An 18,683-nucleotide genomic window follows, 5' to 3' on the forward strand; every position below is an offset into this window, starting at 1 on the left:
AGCGGACTGGTTGCACGCGCAACCGGTCCGTTTTTGCATCGGGCACGCGTCGAGCACACTAAGCGCACCGGGTGCAAAATAGTCGCGCATGCAATCAACTGAACTCTTCATTCAGGAGCGCACGATGCCCGACACGTCACGCCGCATCACCACGTCAACGCTCGATATCGCCTACACGGACACGGGCCCCGCCGACGGTCCCGTCATTCTTTTGCTGCACGGCTGGCCGGATGCGTCGCGCGGCTGGTCGCACGTGGCGCCACGCCTGAACGATGTCGGCTTCCGCACGATCACGCCGGATTTGCGCGGCAGCGGCGGCACGCGTTTCCTGCATGCGGACACGATTCGCGATGGCTCCGGCGTCGCACTCGCGCACGACGCCCTCGAACTCGCCGATGCGTTGCAGATCGATCGCTTCGATGTGGCAGGACACGATTGGGGCGCACGTGCCGCGTACACGATGGCCGCGCTCTTTGCGCCGCGCGTGCGAAGAATCGCCGCGCTTGCGCTCGCGTTTCAACCGAACGGTGCATTCACGCTACCGACGTCGTTCTCGCAGGCGCGCAAGTTCTGGTATCAATGGTTTATGTCGCTCGACGATGGGCCCGCCGTGATCGCCGCCGATCCACGCGGCTTCGCGCGCATTCAGTGGGACACGTGGTCGCCGCCCGGCTGGTTCGACGATGCGGAATTCGCGGCGACCGCCACCGCATTCGACAATCCCGACTGGGTGGCGATCACGCTAAACGGCTACCGGCGCCGCTGGCGCAGCGATATCGAATCCGATCCGGCTTATGCGACGCTGCGCGCCCGGCTCGCGACCATCGCGCAACTATCCACGCCTACCTTGATGATTCAGGGCGCGGTCGATCTGTGCGATGAACCGGCGACATCGGAAGGTCAGGATGCGTGCTTTACCGGCGGGTATCGGCGCGTGATGATCGACGGCGCGGGTCATTTTCCGCCGCGCGAACAACCCGCCGCCGTGGCCGACGCATTGCTCGCGCACTTTCGCGCGACGTGCGGATGAGCGTGACAATAGCACCTGAAAATGGTGCTAAAGCTGTCCGTCCAGCACGATCACGAACTTCTCCAGAATCCGCTCGGCGAGTGGCCGCTTGCGCCACATCTCGAGCGTGATGCGTTGCGCCTTCGCGATGTCGCCGGCGAGAATCGCGGTCTGCTGCCGCGCGAAATCGCGATCGTAAATATTCAGGTTGGCTTCGTCGTTCAGCTTGAACGAGCGGCTGTCGAAATTCGTCGAACCGACCGACACCAGATATTCGTCCACCACCAGCAGCTTGCAGTGGAACATCGTCGGTTGATATTCGTAGATCTCCACGCCCGCTTCCAGTAGATCGCCCCAGCACGCGCGCGACGCCTCGCGCACCGTGTGCGTGTCGATCCGTTTGCCGGGCGTGACGATCTGCACTTTCACGCCGCGCTTCGCGGCTTCGACGATCGCGTTGATCGTCAGCTTGTCGGGCACGAAGTACGCGCTCGCGAGGTGAATCGTGTGGGTCGCGGCGGTGATCGCCATCAGGTACATCAACTGCATGTCGTCGCTGCCGCCCGACGGCGAACTGCTGAACATGTGCGCGACGCCGTCGCCCTGCGGGTCGATCTGCGGAAAATAGGCGGGACCGTGCAGGACGTTGCCGGTCGCTTTCACCCAGTTGTCCATGAACACGGCCTGCATATGGCCGACCGCCGGACCCTCGATACGAAAATGCGTATCGCGCCAGTGCTTCTCGTCCTGCGCGTTGCCAGTCCATTCTTCGGCAATACCGACGCCGCCCGTAAACCCGATCCGGCCATCGATCACCAGCAATTTGCGGTGCGTGCGATCGTTCATCCGGCCGAGTCCGGTCCAGTGCGGCTTGTGATACTGAATGACTTCGGCGCCCGCATCGCGCAACATCCGCAGATAGCGTTTGTCCATTTTCTTCGAGCCGACCCAGTCGAGCAGCACGTGAACCGCGACGCCTTCGCGCGCCTTGTCGGCGAGCGCCTTTGCGAACCGCTCGCCGATCTCGCCGGACCAGTAGATGAAGGTTTCGAACGTGATGGTTTTGCGCGCACTGCGAATGCCGTCGAGCATCGACGGAAAGATCCGGTCGCCGTTGACGAGCACCTCGAAGCGGTTGCCGTCGGCGACGGGTGGACCCAGCAGCAGGCCCATCGAGCGCAGGAATTGCGGATCGTCGCTGGCGTAGAGCCGCTCGATCTTATGCTCGATTTTCTTCTCGCCGCTCGACAGGTTCGCGATCAACAGCACGACGATCAGCGTAACCAGCGCGGTGATTGGCACGATCAGCATGGCTGTGTCATCTCCGTTTGATTATTCTGCACTCAGGCCAAGAGCGTCAGTCGACCTTGCAAACGCCGTGCCCGGCATGCCGGCTCGCGCATCATGCACATCATGCGCGACGTTCAATCGCCGAATGCAATTTCCGCTTCGACCTGCTGGCCCACGGCGAGACGCGCGCCGACGCCCGAGACGATCACCGCATTCTGTCCGAACGTCGGTGCATCGTTGACACGCGGATCGCGCCGGTAGACGACCAGCGTGTCGGTCGGTTCGTTCGGCCATGCGGGATCGGGCGCGCCCGTCGCCTGATCGATGGTCGGCATCGGACAGCGCGAGCACGGCTTCACGAAACGCAGTTCGACGGCCTCACCGTCGTGCGTTGCGGGCACGATCGTCAAGGTTTCGATGAAGTCTTCTTCGAATGCATCCCAGCCGCTGATCACCAGATTCGCACGGAAGCGGTCCATCGGAATCGCGGGCGCGCCCTTCGCCGTCAGCCGCTGGTTCAGATCGTCGAGCGAACCGGTGTTGGCCACCAACAGCGGAAAACCATCGACGAATTGGGTCGGCGCGCGCAGCTCGCCGGTCCATTTCCGGCTCGCGATCCGCTCGGCGGCGGGATCGAAGCGCACCAGACGCACCGTCATGCCGAGATACGTGGACAACCATTGCGCGCATGCATCGCCGGTATCGAGCGCATCGACGGTATCGCCCCAGATCGTCACGCTGCGATGCTGCGTGCCGTGCCCGGCGACCAGCGCATCCACCGTCAACGGGGTGTGAAGCGGCGCGAGTCCGGCGGCATCGGCGCATGCATCGGCGGGCACGCTGAGAATCAGATCGCGCTCGCCGATTTCGACGCGAATCAGCGCAAGACGCGGAACGGTCCGCTGCGTGACCATCGTGCCGTCCGGCTCGACGATCATCCAGTTTCGGTCGTACGCGAGTCCGTTCGCCAGCAGATGGGCGTCGTTCAGCGCGATCGCGGCGCACGATTTGACCGGATAGACGTAGAGCGCGGTAAGTGTGGGCATGGCGTGAGGCTCGATTTTCTAATGTCGTAGCAGCAATTTTAAAGCGTCCGCGACCGCATGCGCAGCGCCGGTTTTCATATCTCGACGCACGGTTGCGTCTGGCGGGACGTGCATATCCCCTTACAGACGCCATTCAGACCGGCTTCGACATGCACCTCGAACGGGACACACATGACTCGCCAGAGACAAGCTCGTCGCCGTTCATCCAATTGCGATCGACACGTAAGCCCTTGATTCAGGTCCGATTCGCATCCCGTCCGACAGCGACGCCCGCGCTGTCCGCCAAGTTTGCGGGTTCGGGTGTGCGCATCCGGTAGCAGGCAGTAAAATCGCAGCACGCGGCGTAAGCCGTTACGCCGGTCCATCGCGGTGCCCGTCCTGGCAGCCCATCCAGACGTGCACCGACCCTGGGCTCATTCGAACGCGCAAGACCTTAGCTGTAGAAGATTCCTCCCATCCGCCCCAACAGGAAATTCATTATGCTGACCAAATCCGTGCTGAGCGTTGCCGAAATCAACCGTATGCTCGACGCCGCGCGCGCCGAAGCCGAGAAAAATCAATGGGCGGTTTCGATTGCAATCGTCGATGACGGCGGCCACCCGCTCGCACTGCTGCGCCTCGACGGCTGTGCGCCGATCGGTGCCTATATCGCCACCGAAAAGGCCCGCACGGCCGCACTCGGCCGTCGCGAATCGAAGCAGTATGAAGACATGATCAACAACGGCCGCACCGCGTTCCTCAATGCCCCGCTCGTGGGCACGCTCGAAGGCGGTGTGCCGGTGGTGGTCCACGGCCAGGTGATCGGCGCTGTCGGCGTATCGGGCGTGAAGGCGGACCAGGACGCACAGGTCGCGAAGATCGGCGCGGTCGCGGGTCTGCAGGCCTGAGCGCGCATGCGGGCAGCCATGCCCCAGCAGCATAAAAAATTTCTTTAGATCAGATGGAGCAGTCCATGACTCAGATGACCCAGCGCGGCGGCCTGAAAGTCGCCGCGAATCTCGATCAGTTCGTCGAACAGGAAGCGCTGCCCGGCACCGGCGTCGATAGCGCGGCATTCTGGGCCGGCTTCGATGCGCTGGTCCACGACCTCGCGCCGAAAAATCGCGCGTTGCTCGCCGAGCGCGATCGCCTGCAAACCGAACTCGACGGATGGCACAAAGCCAATCCGGGTCCGGTCCGCGATTTGCCCGCGTATCGCCGCTTTTTGACGGACATCGGCTACATCGTGCCGGTGCCGTCGAGCGTGAAGGCCACCACGGAAAACGTCGATCGCGAGATTGCCGAACAGGCCGGCCCGCAACTGGTCGTGCCGCTGTCGAATCAACGCTATGCGCTGAACGCCGCGAACGCGCGCTGGGGCAGCCTGTACGACGCGCTGTACGGCACCGACGCAATTCCCGACACCGACGGTGCCGAAAAAACCGCGCAATTCAATCCGGCGCGCGGCGCCAGGGTGATCGCACGCGCCCGCGCGTTTCTCGATCAGGCCGCGCCGCTCGCAAGCGGCTCGCATGTGGACGCCACCGCGTATCGCATCGAGAACGGCGCGCTCGTCGTCGCACTGAAGAGCGGCACGGCGGCGCTGGCCACGCCCGCGCAACTGATCGGCTATCAGGGCGACGCGGCCGCGCCGTCGGCGGTGCTGCTCAAGCACAACGGCCTGCACTTCGAAATCCAGATCGACGCGACGGATTCGATCGGCAAGACCGACGCGGCGCACGTGAAAGACGTGCTGGTCGAAGCGGCCGTCAGCACGATCATCGACTGCGAAGACTCGGTCGCCGCTGTCGATGCCGAAGACAAGGTGCATCTGTACCGCAACTGGCTCGGCCTGATGGACGGCTCGCTGGTCGAATCGGTGACGAAGAACGGCAAGACCTTCACGCGTCGCCTGAATCCGGATCGCGAGTATCTCGGCGTCGATGGTCAGCCGGTCCGCCTGCATGGCCGCTCGCTGCTGTTTATCCGTAACGTCGGCCATCTGATGACGAATCCGGCCATCACGTACGGCGACGGCCAGGAGATTCCGGAAGGCATTCTCGACGGCGTGATCACGACGCTGTGTGCGCTGCACGATCGCAAGCAGCAACTGAATTCGCGCACCGGTTCGATCTACATCGTGAAGCCGAAAATGCACGGTCCGGCCGAAGTCGCGTTCGCGAGCGAACTGTTCGCGCGCGTCGAAGACCTGCTGAACCTGCCGCGCAATACCATCAAGATGGGCATCATGGACGAGGAACGCCGCACCAGCGTGAACCTCGCCGCCTGTATCGAGCAGGCATCGGCACGCGTCGCGTTTATCAACACGGGCTTCCTCGATCGCACCGGCGACGAAATGCACAGCGCGATGGAAGCCGGCCCGATGATGCGCAAGGGCGACATGAAGTCGAGCGCGTGGATTGCGGCCTACGAACGCAGCAACGTGCTCGAAGGCCTGAACGCGGGCTTGCGCGGTCGTGCGCAGATCGGCAAGGGCATGTGGGCGATGCCGGACCTGATGCACGCGATGCTCGAACAGAAGATCGGTCATCCGAAAGCCGGTGCGAACACCGCGTGGGTGCCCTCGCCCACCGCGGCGACGCTGCACGCGATGCACTATCACCAGATCGACGTGCAAGCCGTTCAGCAGGACCTCGAACGCACCGATGTCGCGGGTGTGCGCGGCGAACTGCTCGACGGGCTGCTGACGATTCCGGTGGTCGAAAGCGCGAAATGGAGCGACGAAGAGATTCGCCAGGAAGTCGAGAACAACGCGCAAGGCATTCTCGGCTACGTGGTGCGTTGGGTCGATCAGGGCGTCGGTTGTTCGAAAGTGCCGGACATCAACAACATCGGCCTGATGGAAGATCGTGCGACGCTGCGGATCTCCAGCCAGCATATTGCGAACTGGCTGTATCACGGTGTGGTGGATGAGTCGCTCGTGCGCGAGACGCTCGAACGGATGGCGCGCGTGGTCGATCAGCAGAACGAGAGCGACCCGCACTATTCGCCGATGGCGCCGAACTTCGATGGATCGCTGGCGTTCAAGGCCGCGTCCGCATTGATTTTCGACGGACGCGCGCAACCCAGCGGCTACACGGAGCCGCTGTTGCACAAGTTCCGCCTGGCCGTCAAACAGCATTGACGCAGACCGGACCGCGTTTCGACGCGGTTTTTATTGGGTGAAAATGTAGCGCGGGTTGGACGTCACATGAAGATGTGAACACGTGAAGATGTGACAGCCACTCGCAACATCAACGGGCGCCGGCATGCAAATGCGGCGCCCGTTTCTGTTTTCAGCGTTTTTTACGGCTTCCCGGCGACGCGAGGCGAATCATCCGGTGAAGCCGCGTTACAGCCGGATCACGCCGCTTCGACCGCCATCGGCGCGATGATCTGCTCGACCTTCGGGCTATCCTGTTGCGACTGCTGCGCCTGTTGCGAGGCGAGAAAGGCTTCGAGGTAAGCGCCGAATTCGGCCTTCACTTCCGGATGACGCAGCGCGAATTCGACCGTCGCCTTCAGATAGCCGAGCTTGCTGCCGCAGTCGAAACGCGTGCCGAAGTAGCGATACGCGAGCACCTGTTCTTCCGACAGCAGCGATTGCAGCGCGTCGGTCAGTTGCAGTTCGCCGCCCGCGCCCGGCTTCAGCGCGCGAATATGCTTGAAGATGGTCGGCATCAACACGTAGCGCCCGACCACGCCGAGATTCGACGGTGCGTTTTCCGGCGCCGGCTTTTCGACGATGCCCGACATCTTGATCACGTCCTCTTCCCACTCGCGGCCATCGACCACGCCGTACGAGCGGCTGTCTTCGCGCGCGATGGTTTCGACGCCGACCACCGAGCTGTGATAGTGGTTGAACGTGTTGACCAGTTGCTTCATCACCGGCGTCTTGCTGTGCAGCAGGTCGTCGGCGAGGATCACGGCGAACGGGCTGTCACCGACCAGCTTTTCCGCGCACAGCACCGCGTGACCGAGGCCGAGTGCTTCGGCCTGACGCACGTAGAAGCAATCGACGTTCGCGGGCTTGATGCTGCGCACGAGGTCGAGCAGTTGCTTTTTGTTGCGCGCTTCGAGTTCGGCTTCGATCTCGTACGACTTGTCGAAGTGATCCTCGATCGCGCGCTTGCTGCGACCCGTCACGAAGATCATTTCGGTAATGCCGGCCGCAATCGCCTCTTCGACCGCGTACTGGATCAACGGCTTATCGACGATCGGCAGCATTTCCTTCGGGCTCGCCTTGGTGGCCGGCAAAAAGCGCGTTCCAAGACCCGCGACCGGAAACACAGCTTTGGTGACTTTCAGCATGGTAGGCAATCCCCCAAATTGGTTGTTCGTTTCGGTTGTCCGAAAGATTAACGGAACATAATCCGCCGTCCATATAAAAACCGCGTGAAATTGGTTCGAAACCAGACATAGCGCAGGCGCTTTGGCACTTACGCTTTATCAGCGCCGGATGGCGTCGGTCTCGGCGACTTCGCTGTCGTCGGACGGCGGCAGCTTGCCCGGCGCGATGCGCATGCGCCCCAGCGGCTCGTTGCGCAACGCTTCGCGATAGGCGGACACCGCCACGAGCACAAGAATCACGGCAATGCCGGCCAGCAGATGCAGGTTCATGGTGTCACCTCTGTCCAAAGAATCCGTTTATTCAAACTAGCATGAAAAAATCGACAAAATATTCGTGCGCCGCCTTGCCTGCAAGCGATTACAAATCGTCACATGTTTGAAGCGCGCACACGTTTGCTTTTGATTTTTTCTGCATTTTTTGATTGATTCGCTCGACTAACATGGGGAGGCCGAATGTCTCCGCATGCACGCGCGACGTGCATGCGGGCGGCCTTTTTTATCTGCGATTTTCGTCAAACCAGTTACAGGGAAGCGGACTATGAGCGATTCGGCATTCGATGCCAGCGGCGCGACGCTGTCCAGCACATTGCCGGCTTCGGCGGCATCGTCGATCGGCTCGCCCGTGCGGACGGCGGCGGTCGGCAAGGAAGAAATCATCGACGTCATGCGCGGTTTCGCGGCGTTGCTGGTCGCGTATTTCCATTGCCGGCAGATCGAATGGGTCGGGATGCGCGCGTTCCACCAGAGCGTCGGGCATTCGCACAGTCTCAGCACGATCATCGGTTATCTGACGTTCCCGATTGCGTGGGGATCGGCGGGCGTACCGATTTTTTTCGTGATCAGCGGGTATTGCATCCACCGCAGCGCGGCGTTCCGTTTCGCGCAGAATCCGGCGTATCGGCTCGATACGTCGAATTTCTGGCTACGGCGTTTCGTGCGGATTTATCCGGTTCTGCTTGCAGCGCTGGTGCTTACGCTGGCGCTCGATTCGATCAGTCTGCAACTGCCGCCGGTGAATCACCGGATCAACGATATCGGCTTGATGCCGTTTCTCGTGAACCTGTTTTCGCTGCAAGGGCTCGCGTTGCATACGTATGGATCGAACGGCGCGCTGTGGACGTTGTCGCTGGAAGTGCAGTTCTACGTGATTTATCCGCTGCTGTTCGCGTTGCGCAGGAAGATCGGCATGACGAAGGTGCTGGCGATCGTCGCGGTGGTGAACGTGGTGTCGGCGGCGCTACTGGAACCGCGCGACATCCAGTTTTTCACGTCGTACTGGTTCGCGTGGACGATCGGCGCATGGATCGCGGACGCGCGCGCGGCGAAGTCGGTTGCGGCGACCTCGGGCATCGTTCAGCGACCGGCATCGCGCGGCCTGTATGTGGCCGCCGCGGTGTTTACGGTGCTGGGTTGCGTGGTGTTCAATTACGGACAGTTCGGCGCGTTTCAGTGCTGGGCGATCGGATTCGCGTTCTATCTGTATAAGGCGCTGGAACCGAAAGCCGAGCCCGGCGCGATATCACGCGCGGTGTCGAAGGTGCTGTCGCCGTTCGGCGACTTCAGTTTCTCGCTGTATCTGATCCACCTGCCGATTTTCGTGCTGCTCGGGTCGGTGCTGTTCCGCTCGGAATTGCAGGTGTCGATCTGGCCGTCATTTGGATTCATGGTGGTGGCGGTGATCGTCGCGTATGGGTTTTACCGGCTGGTGGAGTTGCCTGCGATGCGCTGGTCGGCACGGTTGAAACCGAGGCGGGGGTGAGATAGCGTGCACGCTGAATGCGTGCGGCTCCGGTAAGTACTCAAGGCGCAAAGCTTCGGCTTCGCGCCTTTTTCTTTGCCGATCCCGATCCGGCATCGCCCAATCGCTTGTCCACCTGAATCGCGACCCCAGCGAATCCAGTCACCCACGAAAAAAAAGCGGCCTTGCGGCCGCTTTGAAAAGCACTCAGGCAATCTCGCAACCGCCCTCGTGCCACTGCTACGCTGTGCAACCTGATTTTGCCTCTACGGCACTGCCACGGCCTCCCTGAAGGCCTGTCCATACCTGCCCCACCCGCAACCGCACCAACCCGCATCGACCCGCACCCACCCCGCTACCGTCCGTCCACAACGTCCTTCAGAATCCGCTCGACCCCTTCGACATACCCTTGCGTGCCGAAACGGCTCAACGCGGTTTCATATCCCCGCGACACCAGACGCTCGCGCAGCCCGTCGTCGCTGCGCACTTCCGCGAGCGTATCCGCGAGCGCATGCGCGTCACCGGGCGTACACAGCAGACCGTTGACGCCGTCGTCGATGATTTCGAGCACACCACCGGCGCGCGCCGCGATCACCGGGCGCTGCGCCAGCATCCCTTCGACGATCACGCGCCCAAACGGCTCCGGCGTGATCGACGTATGGACGACCGCATCGACCGCACGCATGCAAGCGGCGATGTCATGCTGGAAACCGAGGAAATGCAGCCGCGCGCCGAGATTGTGTTTCGCCGCGAACGCACGCAATTCGATCTCGTACGCGTCTTCGCCGAACAGCGGCGCGCCCACCAGCACCGCGTGCATATCCGGGTTCAGCACCATCGCTTCGAGCAGCACGTGCTGGCCTTTCCAGCGCGCGAGACGGCTGAACGAGCCGACCAGATAGGCATCCTGCGGCAGATTCAGCCGCGCGCGCAACGCGCTCACCGGCACGGCGCGCAACGCATAAAACGGCTCGACCGAAATGCCGTTGAACACGACGTCGATATGCCGGTCGTCGAAACCCGTCAGCTCCGCAAACGCACGCGCCGACGCCGCCGAATTCGCGATCACATGCGCGAGACCGAATTTCGCGCACCACTTGATGATCTGCAGTTGCTTGCCGCCAAAATGCTCGCGACTGACGATATCGCGCAAATGCCACACCACCGGCTTTCTCGCGAGACGCCCGACGATCGCGCCGATCACCATCGCGCGTTGCGTGTTCGCGTAGATCACGTCCACGTTCTTCGCGCGCTTCTTCGTCTCGCGCACCAGCGACAGCACGCTCGCCAGCGCCTGACGCTTCGGAATCGCACCCTGCTTGCGCACCGACCGCAGCGCGCCCGCATCGAATACGTTGACCTTCACGCCGGCTTTATCGAGCGCCGTGCGAAACGGTCCATCGTCGAACAGCACGACTTCGATCCGCGCCCGCAACGCCTTGACGATTTCGAGCAACGACAATTCCGCACCGCCGAGCACGCCGCTCTGATCGATCGCGAGAATGCGCGGCGCGCCGGCGACGTCGGCGTCGTTCGAACCGGGCGCGGCGACGTACGGCGTATAGACCGGCAACGTCGCCGTTCGCATCGCCGGGACCGCCGCCTTCACATGCGCAAAGAAGCGCTCGCGGAAATGCTGGGCGGAAAAACGCTCGGCATTCGTGCGGCAATCGTGCGGCGAAAAACGCGTGAGGTTCGCATCGAACGCATCGACGGCGGCGACGATCGAGCCGGTATTCTGCTCGTCGAAAAACATCCCGGTGGGGCGCGGATCGGACAGATCGCGCACGGTTTCGAGCGCCCCGCCCTTGCCGTATGCAATCACGGGCGTGCCGCAGGCCTGCGCCTCGACCACCGAAATGCCGAAGTCTTCCTCCGCTGCGAACACGAACGCCTTCGCGCGACGCATCCGGTCCTGCAACACCTTGAACGGCTGATATCCCATGATCTCGACGTTCGGCCCCGCCTTCGCGCGGATCCGCTCCATCTCCGGCCCGTCGCCGATCACCACGAGCTTGCGCTGCGGCATCTGCGCGAACGCCTCGACGATCAGGTCGATTTTCTTGTACGGCACCATCCGCGATGCGGTCAGATAGAAGTCGTCTTTCTGCGTGTTGACGGTGAACGCATCGACATCGACCGGCGGAAAAATCACTTCGGCGTCGCGCTGATACACCTTCTTGATGCGTCGCGCGATAAACGCCGAATTCGACACGAAGTGATCGACCGAATTCGCGGTGCGCGTGTCCCAGTTACGCATGTAGTGCAGCACCATCCGCGCCAGAGCGGACTTCGGACCATTGGTCAGCTTCGACTGTTCCAGATACTGATGCTGCAGATCCCATGCGTAGCGGATCGGCGAATGCACGTAGCTGATATGCACCTGATCCGGGCCGGTCAGCACGCCCTTTGCAACGGCGTGGCTGCTGGAGATCACCACGTCGTACGCGGACACGTCGAGCTGCTCGATCGCGAGCGGCATCAGCGGCAGATAGCTGCGGTATTTCGTGGCCGCTTTCGGCAGCTTCTGGATAAACGACGTCGTCGCGCGTTTGCCGCGCAAGAACGCGCGGTCGTCGCCGAGAAAATCGACCAACGCGAACAGATCGGCGTCCGGAAAACAGGCGACGATCTGTTCGAGCACGCGCTCGGCACCGGCATACGTCACCAGCCAGTCATGGATGATCGCCACGCGCACGGGCTTGCCGGGCGGCGTCGCGGGACGCTGCGGCGCTCTTGCGACCGGTGCGGTGGTCAGTTCGGCCAGCACGCTGCGCGTGGCCGGCTGCATGACGACTTCATCGAAGGCATCGTTTTTCATGCGCTCTTCCTCGGAATCAGCCGCAACTTCAGTTGCGACAGCAATGAACGCGCAAGTTCGCGCAAAGCGGGAGTCATCGTGAACGACCAGACGAGGTTCGCGGCCACCACCAGCACCGCCGCGACGATCGCGCTCGTGAGGCTGGGCATCACGTTCGCGAGCCACAGGCTGCCCAGCAGAAACGCAAGGTGCGCGACCATGTCGAGCACGATCGGGCGGGCGCGAATCGCGGCGAATTTCAGCAGCACGCCGTAATCGAACAGCGAACGCCCGGCCACCGCAACGGCTGCGCCGGGCAGTCCGAAGTGCGAGATGCCGAACCACAGCGCGCCGGCGAACAGCGGCAATTCGAACAGCCCGACGCGCGCGGCGGTGGCCGGATTGACCTGCGACTGGATCAGGATGCGCGTGACGTTCGCCTGGCCGACCAGCCACACGGCGATGATCAGGATCCGGCCCACCGGCGCGGCGACGGTCGCGATCTCGTTGCCGACCCACAGATGCAGAAACGGTTCGAGCACCAGCAACGCGACCAGCGCCACCGGCGTGAACACGCCATTGAGAAATTCGAGCGATTGTTGCGTGAGCGTGTCGGCGTGCGCGCGTTCAACCGCCGACAAACGCGGGAACAGCGTGCGTTGCAGCGCGGTCGGCACGATGTTCAGACGCGTGACGAGGTTCTGCGGCACCGTGTAATACGTGACGAATTTCGCGCCCATCGCGGTGCCGAGCATCACGCGGTCGAGCGAGTCCATCACCATCTGCGTGACGCTGGCAATCAGCATCCAGCCGCCGAAACTGAACAGCCCTTTCGCGACGCCGAATTGCGGCGGACGCACCGCGCGGATGTCGAGCACCTTGAATGCCGAGCGCCCCAGCATCACCGCCGCGATCAGTCGCGCGAGCACGGCTGCGGCCAGCACGTTCTGCAAGGTCGGGCCCATCGCCCACGCGGCGCCGAGCGGCAACAACTGGAACAGGAACGTGCCGATGGTCTGATTGGTGTTGTAGACGCCGAACCGTTCCGCGCCGTTGATCGCGCCGGCAAACACCCACGACACGTTCGCGAGCGGAATCGCCAGTGCGAGCCATGGCAACGCGAGATACACCTCATGCTGAAGTTCCGGCGACACCTTGGTGAAATACGCGGTGTACAGAAACGCGCCGAAATAGATGATCAGCCCGCCGATGATGCCCGTCACGAGATTGAGCCACGTCGCGCTCCAGAACACGCGCTCGCATTCGTCGGCATCGTTCGACGCGCGCGCCTTCGAGATGTGGTTCTGCGCGGCCATGCTCATGCCGAGATCGAGGATCCCGAAGTAGCCGATCAGCGTCCACACCAGCGCGATCACGCCGTATCGTTCGACGCCCAGAAAGTGGATGTACGACGGAACCGTGACGAGCGACACGAACGTCGGCAACACCAGCCCGACGAAATTGATCGCTACGTTCCTGAGAATGCCTTTGTCCATCGTGTGCCTTTGCTCTCCGCGCGAATATCCCGCATCGAGTAAAGCACGTAAAAAATCGGCATTAATACGCGCGAGTCGTTAGAAAATAATTCACGCGTATCGAAAAAAAGGCAGCGTGCCGCACGGCCCGGCGTGCCCGGCGGGTTAAGCCGGAGATCACGCCGGAGACTACGCCGGACCTTGCGCTGCAGAGTGCATCGTCAAGGCTTCCACCGGTACATCGTCACCTTGCCGCGCGCATCTTCCTCGACGAACACCAGGTATTCGCCGTCCTTGCGACGCGCGGCGCTGACGCCGTTCGGCACATCGACCCAGCCCGACGTACTGCCGACTTCCGGACCGGGCCGCATCACGCCGATTTCCTTGCCGGTGTCCTTGTCGTAGACATGCACCGCGCCGACCGGCTCGACCACGAAAATATATTGCCCTTCGACCGTCAGGCCGATCGCGGTACGCACCGGCCGCGCGTTCGGCTCCCACGGCAGCGTGATCGCATAGCGCTGCACCGGCTTGCCGGTGCCCCATTTGTCGTAGCGCACCAGCAGACGCCCGGCCTCCTTCCAGAAGTTCTTGTCGCCCGGCAGTTGCGGCGTGTAGCCGGTCGCGTACATCGAATCGGTATCCGGTTCGTAGATGGCGCGATGCAGTTCGGTGAACGGTTGCGGCACCGGATATGCGGTGAGGTTCGAGTACGAATAGATCGGGTTGCCCTGCGCGTCGAGCCCGCCGAAGCGGAAGCGGAAGATGCCTTTGTCGTCGCGTGCGCGCCAGATGTCGCCATTGGTATCGACCCACCAGCCCCAGCCGCCCGCGAGCTTGGTGCCGGTGGTGTTGGTGGTGAATTCGTTCGCGTCGAAACGGCCGTTGCCGTTGCTGTCGCGCCAGATCCAGTCGCCGCCTGGCGGCGCATTCGGAATGTTTTCCACCGGACGGCCCCGGTCGGCCATAAAGCCCGACGGAATCGCAACCTCACCGTCGCGCGCGGCATTGAAGCGGTAAATTTTCAGGTGATCCGCGTACATGTCGGTCAGATACAGGATCGTGTGACCCTTCAGGCTGCGTGCGATCGGCAGGCCCGGCCATTGATCGGTATGGAACACCGGATCTTCCGGATACTTGAAGCGGTTCGACAGAAAGCCGACGTATTTCCAGTCCTGACCGGCCGGTTTGGACAGATCGAGTTCGAAGCGCTTGTTGCCGGTATAGACACTGTCCGGACGCGCGGGATCGATCCACGCGCCATCGACGAACAACAGCCCTTGCACCTGCCACTGCTGCTTGCCGTCCGACGCATAGCTTTCGAGCGTCGCGCCGAGACCGGCGCCGAGCGGTTCGTAATTCGGCCCGGTGCCGTTGCAACCGACGTACACGTTGCCCTTCGCATCGACGCCGACGCTGGTCAGTCCGTTGAACCGCTGCGGCCCCGGCTTGCCCGCGACGCCCGAGAAGATACCGCCGCGCTCGCCGAGCATGCCGGACATCGCATAACGCGCGCCGCTCTTCGTGAAGAACAGCACCTGCTGGCGCGGCCCATTATCGGCGATCAGCACCCGGCCTTGCGCGTCCACCGCCACGTCCACCGCGACCGTTTCCGGCGGCAGCGCGGGTGCGTCGTCGAGCTGCTGGCCGCTTGCGCCCAGGTGCAGCAGCTTCGGCGCCTTGGCGGTGCGCGTGTCGCTCAGCACCCACAGCGAGTTGTCCGGCGCGAGCGCGATACGCCCGGGTTCGCGGACCGTCCACGATGCTTTCGATTGCATCGAATCCGCGGTGTACGACAGGATCCGGTCGTTCGACGTGTCCGACGCATAGAGCGTCGTGTCGTTGGCCGCGAGGCCGCCGATATTCGCATCCGACGCGCTGGCCTTCGCGCGTTTGTTCTCGGTATCGACCTCGTTGATCTTCAGAAAACCGGTGGCGAGTTGCGCATGCGGATCGAGCGGACGCGCAGCGGCCTGAAACGCCGCGACGTTCTTGATATCGCCGATCGTGCGGCGCGACACGCCGAACCACTGCTGGCCTTTCGGCGGCCAGATGCCTTGTCCGACGAGATGACCGCCTTCGTTATCGACCGCGACCGCCGCATACAGATACTTGTGGTTCAACGCGATCGCGTTGCCGCCGCTATTGCCCCAGCCGTGCGTGCCGCCCGCGAAACCGAGCATCTTGCCGTTCTGGTACACGCTGATTTCTGCGCCGCTTTCGTCCCACGGCGTGTTCGTATAGACCTTGCCGTCGGGCGTGACCGCGATGGCCGAGATGTTGATCTGGGTCCACGCGCCGTCGCCGAAACCGAAGGTGTTGCCGATCCACGAGGTCTTCACGTTCAGCGCGGTTTCCGCGTGCGAACCGACCGCGACCACACATGCGAACGCGCACAACAATTTGCCGACCGAGTTCGCCACCGACTTGAAGCCGGCTTTCGATACGGTCGATGAGACGGACAAACCGGACAAACGAGCCAAAGTATTCCTCCAGGTGGCAGCGGCAGATTGGACGCGCGGCTGCCGCCCGTGCACGGCGACGTTACGCGTGAAAGCCGTTCCGGCCAAATTCGAAATTAATTCAAAATTATTCGAGGCTTTAAAGACGTTACGAAGTAATTCAATTAAAACTGCTCATCCGCAAAAGCGACCTGCGATTACACGCCGGTTCGATAAAAAAAATCATCTTTACCGATTCATTGCGCGCGGATAACACCGCGTTATCCGGCTGTAAGCCCTGTTGCAACGGCTTCGCCGTCCACTGTGCGTGATCGTCGTGAATAAAACCGTGCATCAGCGCGCATAGCGGATTCAATTTCATCCGCGTTTTTTCGGATTTTCTTTTCCCTAGAATGAATCGCGCTTCCGTTGCCATGCGCACGGCCTCGTCGCCATGCCCATTGCGCGTCCCATCACGATGCATCGCTCATATGGACGGTTCATGACAGCTAGCGCTCTCTCCACGCCACCCGCTTCGACGACCGCGCCCGCGCATTCGCCGCGGATCGTGCAACTCGACGGCCTGCGCGCGATCGCCGTGCTGGCCGTGTTCGCCCAGCACGCGTTGAAAGCGCCGTTGTGGATGGGCGTCGATCTGTTCTTCGTACTGAGCGGCTTTCTGATCAGCGGCATCCTGATGGAACGCAAGTCGCGCGGCCAGTCGTATTTCAGCTATTTCTATGCGCGACGTGCACGCCGGATCCTGCCGCCGTATCTGTTGCTGATGGCGGTCTCGTCGCTGCTGTTCGGGGTCGCGTGGATGCAGCACTGGCAGTGGTACGCGTTCTTCGCGACGAATATCGGCGACGCGCTGAACCAGAGCGGTCACGACAGTCTCAACGTGCTGTGGTCGCTGGCGGTCGAGGAACAGTTCTACATCGTCTGGCCGTTCGTGATCCTGTTCGTGCCGCAACGCGCGCTCGGCTACGTAGCGGCCGCGCTGATCGTGATCGTGCCGGTGCTGCGCGCCGTGGCGACGCCGTGGTTCGATTCGTTCTGGCCGATCTATTACCTGACGCCGTTCCGGATGGATCTGCTGGCGGCCGGCGCATTGCTCGCGGTGATGGTGCGACGCAATCCGAATGCGCTCGAACCGTTCAAGGGGCTCGCCGTGCTGGGCGCGCTTGCCGCGCTTGCAGTGCTCGCGTGGCTGCATCTGCACTACCCGCGTTTTCGTGCAGCGAATACGCCGCTGTCGAATGCAGCGCTCTATAGCGTGTCGCTGTTGCTGTGCACGTCGGTCGTGGTGATTGCGCTGCAAAGCAAGGGCATCGTCAAGCGGCTGCTGTGCAATCCGGTACTCGTCTATATCGGCACGATCAGCTACACGATCTATCTGATTCACCTGAGCGTGCTGTACACGCTGTGGCCGCTGCATATGAACCGCTACGTGACGGCCGCGCTGGCGCTCGCGATCACGCTCGCCTATGCCAGCGCGACCTGGTTCGGTTTCGAGCGACGCCTGATTCACGGCGCGGGCAAGCGTGCGGCACAACCGGTGCGCGTGACGTCGCCCGCACATGCAACGCACGCCACACATCCGCTTCCGGCTCATTCGAAGGCGCAGAAAACCGCCCATGCGTCGCACGGCATGGCCAACGCGTCGACCAATGCGGGCTCGGGTAACGGCCTCGCGTCGGCGTCGCGGGCGTCGCAGGGGCGTGCATGACGGCGCGTGTGTCGCATGCCGGACGCTTGCGTGTGCGGCTGGGCGTCAGTGCGATCGCACTCGCCGCAGCCGCTGTGCTGACCGATCCCGCGGCGTCTGCGGCGTCGGCCGTATCGACGCGAAGTGTGTTGATCGAAGCGTACGGCGACTCGACGACGCTCGGCATTTCCTGTGCGAACGGTCATTGCGCGCCGTTGCCGGACAACGCCGTGACCGCTTTGCAGGACCGTTTGCGCGATGCGCACAGCGCCGATGCGGCGTCGATCAGCGTGACGAATCTCGCTGTAGGCGGAACCATGGCCTCGCAACTGCTCGACGGCACCGACCGCGCACGCGGCGTGCCGTGGCGCGAGCGGATGAGCGCTTCGTCCGCGCAGATCGTGATGATCAATTACGGCATCAACGAAATGATGCACAAGCAGACGCCCGACCAGTTTTACGCGGCTGAGACCGCACTCGTGCAGATCGCGTTGAAGGCAGGCAAGCGTGTGGTCTTGCAGACGTCGAACCCGATGCCCGATCCGCGCTTTAACACGAATCTCGCACCGATGATCGCGATGACGCGGCGCGTTGCCGCCGAGCAGCACGTGCCGCTCGTCGATCAATACGCGTACATCAGCGGGTTATCGGGTTGGCAAATGATGATGTCGGACGGCGCGCATCCGAAACCGGCGTTGTACCGGTTGAAAGCCGCACAGGATTTTGCCGTGGTGGAACCGTTGATCGGCGCAGTCGATCGTGGTTCGAACCACGCAGGCGAATGACGCAATTCATGCAGTTCAGTCCGTTGATCGAGCCGTGCTTTGCCGGCTAGCCAGGCATTTTT

The 18,683-nt window shown here is 62.5% G+C and carries 14 protein-coding genes; 6 read left to right on the forward strand and 8 right to left on the reverse strand.

Annotated elements, in window-relative coordinates; all coding sequences use genetic code 11:
• Window positions 1-124 precede the first annotated feature (124 nt).
• Window positions 125-1,030: an alpha/beta hydrolase gene (locus tag PW947_RS28310; protein WP_299635668.1), complete on the forward strand. Its 906-nt coding sequence runs from the start codon at window positions 125-127 to the stop codon at window positions 1,028-1,030.
• Between the two features lie 27 nt (window positions 1,031-1,057).
• On the opposite strand, the gene cls is transcribed toward PW947_RS28310, so the two are convergent.
• The gene (gene cls, locus PW947_RS28315; protein WP_299635669.1) at window positions 1,058-2,320 is read right to left on the reverse strand and encodes a cardiolipin synthase; all 1,263 of its coding nucleotides are present in this window, start codon (window positions 2,318-2,320) and stop codon (window positions 1,058-1,060) included.
• Between the two features lie 113 nt (window positions 2,321-2,433).
• Window positions 2,434-3,345 (reverse strand): MOSC N-terminal beta barrel domain-containing protein, encoded by a 912-nt coding sequence (locus tag PW947_RS28320; protein ID WP_299635670.1) that lies wholly within the window; start codon window positions 3,343-3,345, stop codon window positions 2,434-2,436.
• A gap of 479 nt (window positions 3,346-3,824) precedes the next feature.
• On the opposite strand from PW947_RS28320, the gene PW947_RS28325 reads away from it, so the two are divergent.
• Together PW947_RS28325 and PW947_RS28330 are read left to right on the forward strand one after the other, a co-directional pair.
• Window positions 3,825-4,232: a heme-binding protein gene (locus PW947_RS28325; protein WP_299635671.1), complete on the forward strand. Its 408-nt coding sequence runs from the start codon at window positions 3,825-3,827 to the stop codon at window positions 4,230-4,232.
• A gap of 65 nt (window positions 4,233-4,297) precedes the next feature.
• On the forward strand, window positions 4,298-6,469 hold the full coding sequence (locus PW947_RS28330) for a malate synthase G (protein ID WP_299635672.1): 2,172 nt from the start codon (window positions 4,298-4,300) through the stop codon (window positions 6,467-6,469).
• Between the two features lie 218 nt (window positions 6,470-6,687).
• Here PW947_RS28330 and galU read toward each other — a convergent pair whose 3' ends face one another.
• Entirely contained in the window at window positions 6,688-7,635 is a 948-nt protein-coding gene (gene galU / locus PW947_RS28335; protein WP_299635673.1) for a UTP--glucose-1-phosphate uridylyltransferase GalU, read from the reverse strand.
• 138 nt (window positions 7,636-7,773) lie between these two features.
• Window positions 7,774-7,944, reverse strand: a complete 171-nt coding sequence (locus PW947_RS28340; protein WP_299635674.1) for a hypothetical protein — start codon at window positions 7,942-7,944, stop codon at window positions 7,774-7,776.
• A gap of 268 nt (window positions 7,945-8,212) precedes the next feature.
• Here PW947_RS28340 and PW947_RS28345 point away from each other — a divergent pair, with 268 nt between their 5' ends.
• The gene (locus PW947_RS28345; protein WP_299635675.1) at window positions 8,213-9,433 is read left to right on the forward strand and encodes an acyltransferase; all 1,221 of its coding nucleotides are present in this window, start codon (window positions 8,213-8,215) and stop codon (window positions 9,431-9,433) included.
• Window positions 9,434-9,767: 334 nt separating this feature from the next.
• Here PW947_RS28345 and PW947_RS28350 read toward each other — a convergent pair whose 3' ends face one another.
• The 4 genes from PW947_RS28350 to PW947_RS28365 form a co-directional block, all read right to left on the reverse strand.
• Entirely contained in the window at window positions 9,768-12,233 is a 2,466-nt protein-coding gene (locus PW947_RS28350) for a glycosyltransferase family 4 protein (RefSeq protein ID WP_299635676.1), read from the reverse strand.
• On the reverse strand, window positions 12,230-13,708 hold the full coding sequence (locus PW947_RS28355; protein ID WP_299635677.1) for a flippase: 1,479 nt from the start codon (window positions 13,706-13,708) through the stop codon (window positions 12,230-12,232). Before PW947_RS28355 ends, PW947_RS28350 begins: the two co-directional genes overlap by 4 nt.
• Before the next feature lie 200 nt (window positions 13,709-13,908).
• Window positions 13,909-16,089 carry a hypothetical protein gene (locus tag PW947_RS28360; RefSeq protein WP_299636069.1) on the reverse strand — a complete coding sequence of 727 codons (2,181 nt, stop codon included), beginning with the start codon at window positions 16,087-16,089 and terminating at the stop codon, window positions 13,909-13,911.
• Between the two features lie 220 nt (window positions 16,090-16,309).
• Complete coding sequence (locus PW947_RS28365) at window positions 16,310-16,564, reverse strand: hypothetical protein (protein ID WP_299635678.1); 255 nt, start codon at window positions 16,562-16,564, stop codon at window positions 16,310-16,312.
• 66 nt (window positions 16,565-16,630) lie between these two features.
• Between PW947_RS28365 and PW947_RS28370 the strand changes: the two genes are divergently transcribed.
• Entirely contained in the window at window positions 16,631-17,857 is a 1,227-nt protein-coding gene (locus PW947_RS28370) for an acyltransferase (protein ID WP_299635680.1), read from the forward strand.
• Window positions 17,854-18,621, forward strand: coding sequence for a GDSL-type esterase/lipase family protein (locus tag PW947_RS28375; RefSeq protein ID WP_299635681.1), 768 nt, complete (start codon window positions 17,854-17,856; stop codon window positions 18,619-18,621). Before PW947_RS28370 ends, PW947_RS28375 begins: the two co-directional genes overlap by 4 nt.
• Window positions 18,622-18,683: the final 62 nt, after the last annotated feature.

It is taken from the genome of Paraburkholderia sp. (assembly GCF_028283785.1).
In the GTDB taxonomy this organism is placed as follows: Bacteria; Pseudomonadota; Gammaproteobacteria; order Burkholderiales; family Burkholderiaceae; genus Paraburkholderia.

What these genes read in the sequence shown, in the direction of transcription:
- PW947_RS28310 (WP_299635668.1), top strand. Translation starts at nt 125, where the DNA reads ATGCCCGACACGTCACGCCGCATCACCACGTCAACGCTCGATATCGCC.
- cls (WP_299635669.1), bottom strand. Translation starts at nt 2,320, where the DNA reads ATGCTGATCGTGCCAATCACCGCGCTGGTTACGCTGATCGTCGTGCTG.
- PW947_RS28320 (WP_299635670.1), bottom strand. Translation starts at nt 3,345, where the DNA reads ATGCCCACACTTACCGCGCTCTACGTCTATCCGGTCAAATCGTGCGCC.
- PW947_RS28325 (WP_299635671.1), top strand. Translation starts at nt 3,825, where the DNA reads ATGCTGACCAAATCCGTGCTGAGCGTTGCCGAAATCAACCGTATGCTC.
- PW947_RS28330 (WP_299635672.1), top strand. Translation starts at nt 4,298, where the DNA reads ATGACTCAGATGACCCAGCGCGGCGGCCTGAAAGTCGCCGCGAATCTC.
- galU (WP_299635673.1), bottom strand. Translation starts at nt 7,635, where the DNA reads ATGCTGAAAGTCACCAAAGCTGTGTTTCCGGTCGCGGGTCTTGGAACG.
- PW947_RS28340 (WP_299635674.1), bottom strand. Translation starts at nt 7,944, where the DNA reads ATGAACCTGCATCTGCTGGCCGGCATTGCCGTGATTCTTGTGCTCGTG.
- PW947_RS28345 (WP_299635675.1), top strand. Translation starts at nt 8,213, where the DNA reads ATGAGCGATTCGGCATTCGATGCCAGCGGCGCGACGCTGTCCAGCACA.
- PW947_RS28350 (WP_299635676.1), bottom strand. Translation starts at nt 12,233, where the DNA reads ATGAAAAACGATGCCTTCGATGAAGTCGTCATGCAGCCGGCCACGCGC.
- PW947_RS28355 (WP_299635677.1), bottom strand. Translation starts at nt 13,708, where the DNA reads ATGGACAAAGGCATTCTCAGGAACGTAGCGATCAATTTCGTCGGGCTG.
- PW947_RS28365 (WP_299635678.1), bottom strand. Translation starts at nt 16,564, where the DNA reads ATGGCAACGGAAGCGCGATTCATTCTAGGGAAAAGAAAATCCGAAAAA.
- PW947_RS28370 (WP_299635680.1), top strand. Translation starts at nt 16,631, where the DNA reads ATGACAGCTAGCGCTCTCTCCACGCCACCCGCTTCGACGACCGCGCCC.
- PW947_RS28375 (WP_299635681.1), top strand. Translation starts at nt 17,854, where the DNA reads ATGACGGCGCGTGTGTCGCATGCCGGACGCTTGCGTGTGCGGCTGGGC.